We start from the raw sequence: 6950 nt of genomic DNA, 5'->3' as shown, positions 1-6950 counted from the left end.
GACACGCACCCCGCGCACGCCGCATCGCCCCCCGAATCCCCCCGCGGGCTCCCGGTGGGCTCCCGGCGGGTGGGGCCGGGCCCCGGCGATACCCTGACGGGGTGAGCGATCCCACTGCCCCCGACGGGCCGGACGGCAGCCACGAGGCCCCCACCCCCGGCGGTGCCGCCGGGACGCCGCCGAGCGGCCCCCGTCCCCGCCGCATCGCCCTGGCCGCCGCGCTGACCCTCCTCCAGGGAGCCGTCATCGCGGTCCTGGGCGTGGTGATGCTGGTCCTGGCGTTCACCGGGACCCCCGACAACCTCCTGCAGGCCCTCACCGGCGGGGTCACGGTGATGGTGCTCTCGCTGTTCCCCCTCCTCGCCGGTCGGGGGCTGTGGCTGCTGCGCCGCTGGAGCCGGGGCCCGTCGGTGATCGTGCAGCTCCTCGCCCTGCCCACGGCCTGGCAGCTGTGGGCCATGGGCGACATCTGGCAGGTCTCCGCCCCGGTGGTCGCGGTCGTGGCGCTGGTCGTGCTCGGGTGCCTCATGAACCCCCTCGCCGCCGAGGCACTGGGGGCCGTCCCCCGTGACACCTGACTCGGGCTCCGGCGGGCGGAAGCCGCTCCCGGCTCCCCCGTCGTTCCCGGGGGAACGACGGGGGAGGGGACCTCAGGCCGTGTAGGGGCGCCGGGCGCGAGCCGTGCGCAGCGCCTCCGCCCACCAGTCCAGCTGGTCCAGCAGGCCCTTCGCGGCGCGGGCGGCGGCCTCCTCGTCCTTCGGCCGGCCGTCCTCGCCGAAGGCGTCCCGGGCGTTGTGGAAGCTCAGGGCGTCACGCACCGTCATGGCGTGCATCTCGGGGAAGACCTGGCGCAGCTGCTCGGCCGCGCGGATCCCGCCGCTCTGACCACCGTAGGAGATCAGCCCGACCGGCTTGCCGAACCACTCCTCCCGGGTCCAGTCGATCGCGTTCTTCAGGGAAGCGGGGAAGCTGTGGTTGTACTCGGGGGTCACGACGACGATCGCGTCGGCCGCCGCGAGCCGGCCGGAGAGTTCCCGCACGTGGAGGGCGACCTCGGCGGGCGTCTCCTCCCCCCACCCGGGCATGATCAGCGGCAGGGGCAGCTCCCGCAGGTCGATCGTGTCGACTTCGTAGCGCCCGAAGGCCCGGGCCTCCCCGGCGAACCAGTTCGTCACGGTGGGGCCGAAACGCCCCTCCCGGACGCTTCCGGTCACCAGGGCGAGGCGCAGCATGGTCTCGGTCATTTCATCTCTCCCGAATCGGTGTTCCCGTGATGGGGTTTCAAGGATCGAAGTTGAAGTTGAGTTGAAGTCAAGTCACAGTGGTCCACATGGTCGAACTTTCGTGGAAAGCGGCGGAACTCACCGTCGGACAGGTCGCCGAACGCAGCGGTGTGGCCGGCTCGGCCCTGCGCTACTACGAGAAGAACGGACTCATCCACAGTCGACGGACGACCGGCAACCAGCGGCGTTACGCCCGGGACACCCTGCGTCGCGTGGCCTTCATCCGCGCCTCGCAGCGGGTGGGCATTCCCCTGGAGCGCATCCGGGCGGTACTGGAAATGCTCCCGGACAACCGCACACCCACCCCCGACGACTGGGCGAGGGTCTCGGCCTGCTGGCAGGACGACCTGGACCGACGCATCGCCCAGCTCGAGGAACTGCGTGACGGGCTGAGCGATTGCATCGGATGCGGCTGTCTCTCGATGACGACGTGCGGACTGGTCAATCCCCGGGATGTCGCGGCCGAGAGCGGCCCCGGCCCCCGCCGGCTCAACCACGTGTGAGGAGAACGACCCCGGCGGGACGGGGTCGGCCGGGATGAACGGTGGGGTGCGTTCCGATCACCCCCGCGGGGATTCGTGACCCCGGCCGTCATCCGGCGCTCCCCGTCCCGCGAGCCACCGATGCGGGCGGCGTCGTCGGTGTCGGGGCGCCGGTAAGAACGCTGTCACCAGCCGCAACCGGCGGTGATCAGTCCTCCGACCCGGTGGGTTGGGGCAGCTCCGGCGTGCTCGTCGCCTCAGCGGGTGCGATGCGACCACCCTCGAGTTCGGGCACGTGGTTGCAGATGGTGTTGCGGGAGACGCCGGGAAGCCTGGCGATCGAGGTGACGGTGTTCTCCGGGCGGGCGAGTAGGGCACCGCCGCCGAGGTGCGGGGAGCGTGCCCCGGTCGGTTGCTCGCGAACACCTCGGCGGCGGCCTCCTCCTCGCCCGGGCTCGGCTGAAAAACGTTGATCATGATCTTCCTTCCAGGTGGACACGGCCGTGGGGATTCACGGGGTCTCGTCGGGCGGTTCGTCGTCCCGCCGGTGGGGTTTCCGGTCGTACGGCCCCCGGTCGCCGGGTGGCCGCGCCCTCAGGCGCCGGCGGGGTTTCCGGCCGCTCCCTTCTCCCGGGCGGTGACGGGGGCGGGATCCGGGGCATCCCCGGTCCCGGGGGACGCCTTGCGCAGCACGGTGAGGATCAGGAGGACCGAGAGGGTCAGCAACGCCGCGGACAGCAGGGCGCCTGCGTGGAGACCGGAGGTGAAGGCATCCCTCGCCGCCGTCAGCAGGTTCTCCCCCACATCCCCGGGCAGGTGTCGGGCCTCCTCCAACGCGGCGCCGAGGGTGTCGTTCGCGGTGACCGCCACATCGGTCGGAACCTCGGCGGGCATCGTCTCCGAGAGCCGGGCGCGGTACACCGCGAAGCCCAGGCTCCCGATGAGGGCGAGACCGACCGCCGCCCCCAACTCGGTGCCGGTCTCCGAGAGGGCGGACGCCGAGCCGGCGCGCTCCTTCGGGGCGGAGGAGACCACCATGTCGGTGGACAGCATGGAGGCCGGCCCCATGCCGACGGCCAGTATCACGACGCAGGCCACGAGAAGGAGGGGCGAGGAGACGGATTCCACCCGGGTCAGGACCAACAACGCGACGACACCGAGGGACAACCCCCCCGCCATCAGGATCGGAGTGGAGATCCGTTTGGCCAGGGTCGGGGCCGTCATCGTCCCCACGATCATCGCCATGGTGATGGGCAACATCCACAGAGCCGTCGTCAAGGGCGTGAAACCCATGACCATTTGCAGATGAAGGGTGACGAAGAACATGATCCCCATCATCACGACACTGCTCGTCATGAGCAGGGTGAGGGACACACCGAAGGTCCGTGAGGAGAAGAGCCCCGGGTCCACCAAGGGGTTGGTGAGGGAACGTTGCCGCGCGATGAAGCGTGTGCCGAGGGCGAGCGCCGCCACGAGTACGAGCAGGGGCTTCCATCCCGGACCGTTCTCGGCGAAGTCCTTGAAGGCGTAGGTCACGCCCACCAATACGACGGTCGCCATGACCGCGCTCGGGAGATCGATGGAGCCGGCGTTCGGGTCGCGGTACTCCGGCAGGAGAAAGGGGCCGGTCACCAGGAGCAGCAGCATGATCGGCACACCGATCAACAGGACCGAGCCCCACCAGAAGTGTTCGAGGAGGACGCCGCCGACCAACGGGCCGGCCGCGGCGCCCCCGATGAAGCCGGCCATCCATATCGAGATGGCCCGCTTGCGCTGGTCCTCGGCGGGGAACATGTTGCGGATCAGGGACAGGGTGGAGGGCATGAGGGTGGCGCCCGCGATGCCCAACAGTGCCCTGGCCGCGATCAGCGTGGTCGCGGTGTCGGAGTATGCGGCCAGTGCCGAGGCCGCGCCGAAGCAGGCCGCCCCGATCAGCAGCAGACGTCGCCGGCCGACGCGATCCCCGAGCGCGCCCATGGTCACCAGAAACCCGGCGATCATGAACGGATAGATGTCGGTGATCCACAACACCTGGGAACCGGTGGGCCGGAGGTTGGCCGTGATCTCGGGCACGGCCAGGTGCAGTACCGACATGTCGATCGCTATCAGCATCGTCGGCAGGACCAGGACGGCCAGACCCACCCATTCCCGGGCGCCGGCGCGGAGAGGGGCCGGGTCAGTCATCGTGACCCCCCGTGGAATCCCGGATCGGGTCGGGCGTGGTGTCGGGGAGACGGGCCTCGGCCGGGTTGGACGGCCCGGGACGCGAGGTCCGGTGGTTTCCCGCGGGGCGGGAACGGCACTCGGCCGTCAGCTTTTCCGGCAGGGGGACCGCTCCACTCGGTTCGGGGGCGGTCAACATGTCGGCGTACAGGGCATCGGCACCTTCCCGGTACCGGGGCTCCTCCGGCAGAGGGGTCACCCCGTCCCGAAGAGCCTGCGCGGTCATCTCGGCCGGGGGGATGACCGGCCCGGCATCGCGGGCGACCGGATGGCGACACTTCTGGTCGTCGTCCCCGATGTCCCGGGGGGCCACGAGTTGGGGAACACGGTTGAACATCGCCGCCGGCATGGTTCCATCACCGCCGTGACGGATGATCGCCGAGCAACTCGGCAGTAGTTGGTTGAGGGGGAGGTGGTCCACGAGCCTCACGTTGTCCGGCACTTCGGAGCCGGGCGGCAACTGATCGTGGTTCAGGGTGGCGACGATCTCGGCATCGGGGTCCGCGAATGCGGCCCGCAGCTTCAGTACCTCGTCCCCCTTTCCCTCGAGGAATTCTCGCCTGCTCACTCCCGGGGACAGGCAGACGCGAGGTCGTGTCGGGCGCCGCCGCAGCCGGGAGGGCTCCGGAGTGGTTCCGTTGAAAGGAACCCAACGCATCGGCACGTTGCGCGGGTTGACGGGGTGGTGAAGAGCCTCGGGCAGGGGGTTCGCACTCCACTGACCGGTGAGCGGTTCCTCCGTGAAATTTTGGCCGAAATGTTGCAGGGTGGGAAGCATCGTCTTCGCCATCGCGTCTTCGCTTCCGGCCCCGTCGCCCGTGGAGGCCGATTGTTCCATCCTGCGGCGGTAGCGCTGCCGGGCCCATCCGGTGGAGTCGCGTCCCCACAGGAATCGTCCGTGCGCGGCTCCCACCGCGCGGGCCGCGATCGGGGAGGCAAAGAAGACGGGATCCCACAGGACGAGGTCCGGCTCCCACTCGCGAGCGAATTCAACCAGCTCATCCACCATGGGCTTTTCGTGGGAGGGGGTGGGGGAATCCGGGTGGGGAAAATGATGGGCGAACAGTGCAAGTCGGTAAGGCCCCGGCGCGACCCGGGCTCCTTCCTCGTCGGGCCCCATGCCCACCCCCTCCACGATCCGGTCCGAGGGGGTGTGGTTTTCCACAGTTGCCGCCGGAGCGCCGAGGTCGATCTCCTCGCCCGGTGGAACCGCGGTCGGACCGGTGACGCTGATCGCATCGGCCGGTTGTGGATTGGAGACGACCCGTACCCCATGCCCCGTGCTTCGGAGAGTCCGGGCGAGGGGAACCAGGGGATGGATATGGACGGGGGCGGGAACGCGGGTAAACATTAATCGCATGGGATGACGCCTCCTGGAGAGCGATTCGAGCGAATCGCCGGGTGAGTGAAGGGCGGTGCGTGATGCGCTGCTTTTCGGTGGGGGAATTCGGCTGCAACTCCCATTCCATGTGCTCATGTCACCGGGGTGGCGACGGCATGGTTGCGGGAATCGGCTTTCCGGAAGGCGTCGCAGGATGCGGCCGACGTGAAAGAAATTTCTCATGATTTTTCAGTGATTTGTCGTTGTGGTGGGAGGCCTTGTTTCCTCGACACTCTCCGCGGAGGAGCCGTTCCCACCGCCCCATCGCTTCGGTGGGTACGGCATGGCGTCCGGGACCTGCCACCTGAACACGGCGACCAGCAGCAGCGCGGATACTCCGGCGGCCACCGCGTAACCGGTGGTCACCGAGGTGTTGTCCACCACCGGCCCCAGCAGCAGGGGGGAGGCGAACTGGCCCGCGAAGCTCGCGGTACCGGACAGGGCGACGGCGCTGCCCCGCAGTTCCTGCGGCGCGGAGTCGCCGATGAGGACGGTCACCGCGGGAATCAGCAACCCCGTGCCCAGGCCGAAGAGCGCCATGGCGAGGGCCATCAGGACCGCCGTCCCGGTGGTCGCCAGGATCATGAAGGCCACCACCCACAGCGTCGCCGTGAGGCGCAGCATCCCGGCGTAGCCGAGACCGGCCCTCGCCCTGGCGTAGAACATCCCGACGATGCTCATGGCGATCGAGATGGACATGCCGATCACGGCCACCAGCAGGGGCGCGGTCACGCCGACCTCACCCAGTCGGATGGGAACGAACACCGCCAGGCTGTAGAGCAGCGCCGAGGAGACGATCATCAGGAGGTAGAGCCCCCGGAGGGCCGGGCTGCGCCGCAGGAACGGGAGCAGACGGGCCTTCTTCCCGGAGTCCGCCTCCCCGGGGGTCGGGTTGCCGCGGGGCAGGACGAGCAGGGTGGCCAGGCCCAGCGGGATGCCGATGAGGTGGATGGCGAACGGGGCGTGCCAGGAGATCCCGCCGACGGCGCCCGCCAGGAGCGGCCACACCACGCCGCCCAGGCTGATCGCGGTGGAGCGCCATCCCATCACCTTGTCGCGCAGCGCGCCGCGGTACTGTCCGAGCAGCGCCACCGTGGTGCCGGCGAAGACCGCCGCGGCGGCCACCCCGAACACGACACGGGAGGCGATCAGGGCTCCGTAGGTGTCGGTGAAGACACCGGCGCCCCCCGCGATGCCGTAGAGGACCAGACCGCCGGATAGGGGGCCGCGAACCCCCCGGCGGTCGATCACCCATCCCACCACGGGGGAGACGAGGGCGATGGTCAGACCGTGGACGGTGATGATGAGCCCCGCCCGGGTGCCGCTGACCCCCAGGTCACCCCGGATGATCTCCAGGACGGGGGATATGACCGCGCCGGCCATCACGGTCAGGGTTGACGCGAGGAGCAGGAGAACCAGCGGCGCCGGCTCGATACGGTGGGTCGCCGGGGCGTCGGCGACGCCGGACGGGGGAACGGGTCGGCTCATGGAGGGCTCCCGGAACGGTCGCGGTGCGGACTGTGGCCACTCTTCAACTTGAAGCGGACTTCAAGTCAAGGCGTGGGATGGGCGGGGTCGGGG

General features: G+C 69.8%; 7 protein-coding genes. 2 read left to right on the top strand and 5 right to left on the bottom strand.

The window, feature by feature from the left end:
• The first annotated feature begins 101 nt into the window (after positions 1-101).
• The gene (locus tag FOE67_RS11595) at positions 102-578 is read left to right on the top strand and encodes a hypothetical protein (protein WP_182663283.1); all 477 of its coding nucleotides are present in this window, start codon (positions 102-104) and stop codon (positions 576-578) included.
• 72 nt (positions 579-650) lie between these two features.
• Here FOE67_RS11595 and FOE67_RS11590 read toward each other — a convergent pair whose 3' ends face one another.
• Positions 651-1244 carry an NADPH-dependent FMN reductase gene (locus tag FOE67_RS11590; RefSeq protein WP_182663281.1) on the bottom strand — a complete coding sequence of 198 codons (594 nt, stop codon included), beginning with the start codon at positions 1242-1244 and terminating at the stop codon, positions 651-653.
• Between the two features lie 86 nt (positions 1245-1330).
• Between FOE67_RS11590 and soxR the strand changes: the two genes are divergently transcribed.
• The gene (gene soxR, locus FOE67_RS11585; protein ID WP_182663279.1) at positions 1331-1786 is read left to right on the top strand and encodes a redox-sensitive transcriptional activator SoxR; all 456 of its coding nucleotides are present in this window, start codon (positions 1331-1333) and stop codon (positions 1784-1786) included.
• Between the two features lie 187 nt (positions 1787-1973).
• Here soxR and FOE67_RS29210 read toward each other — a convergent pair whose 3' ends face one another.
• The 4 genes from FOE67_RS29210 to FOE67_RS11565 all read right to left on the bottom strand — a co-directional run bounded on the left by FOE67_RS29210 (position 1974) and on the right by FOE67_RS11565 (position 6857).
• Entirely contained in the window at positions 1974-2264 is a 291-nt protein-coding gene (locus FOE67_RS29210; protein ID WP_228473783.1) for a hypothetical protein, read from the bottom strand.
• A gap of 95 nt (positions 2265-2359) precedes the next feature.
• Positions 2360-3949, bottom strand: coding sequence for an MFS transporter (locus tag FOE67_RS11575; RefSeq protein WP_182663277.1), 1590 nt, complete (start codon positions 3947-3949; stop codon positions 2360-2362).
• Positions 3942-5339 (bottom strand): nucleotide disphospho-sugar-binding domain-containing protein, encoded by a 1398-nt coding sequence (locus FOE67_RS11570; RefSeq protein WP_323384751.1) that lies wholly within the window; start codon positions 5337-5339, stop codon positions 3942-3944. Before FOE67_RS11570 ends, FOE67_RS11575 begins: the two co-directional genes overlap by 8 nt.
• A 219-nt stretch (positions 5340-5558) precedes the next feature.
• Complete coding sequence (locus FOE67_RS11565; RefSeq protein WP_182663273.1) at positions 5559-6857, bottom strand: MFS transporter; 1299 nt, start codon at positions 6855-6857, stop codon at positions 5559-5561.
• Positions 6858-6950: the final 93 nt, after the last annotated feature.

The sequence above is a fragment of the Streptomyces calidiresistens genome, from assembly GCF_014141525.1.
Lineage (GTDB): Bacteria > Actinomycetota > Actinomycetes > Streptomycetales > Streptomycetaceae > Streptomyces > Streptomyces calidiresistens.
The sequence above is the reverse complement of the archived record's forward strand: the minus strand, read 5'-3'. Positions and strand labels throughout refer to the sequence as shown.

What these genes read in the sequence shown, in the direction of transcription:
- soxR (WP_182663279.1), top strand. Translation starts at nt 1,331, where the DNA reads ATGGTCGAACTTTCGTGGAAAGCGGCGGAACTCACCGTCGGACAGGTC.
- FOE67_RS11565 (WP_182663273.1), bottom strand. Translation starts at nt 6,857, where the DNA reads ATGAGCCGACCCGTTCCCCCGTCCGGCGTCGCCGACGCCCCGGCGACC.
- FOE67_RS11590 (WP_182663281.1), bottom strand. Translation starts at nt 1,244, where the DNA reads ATGACCGAGACCATGCTGCGCCTCGCCCTGGTGACCGGAAGCGTCCGG.
- FOE67_RS11570 (WP_323384751.1), bottom strand. Translation starts at nt 5,339, where the DNA reads ATGTTTACCCGCGTTCCCGCCCCCGTCCATATCCATCCCCTGGTTCCC.
- FOE67_RS11575 (WP_182663277.1), bottom strand. Translation starts at nt 3,949, where the DNA reads ATGACTGACCCGGCCCCTCTCCGCGCCGGCGCCCGGGAATGGGTGGGT.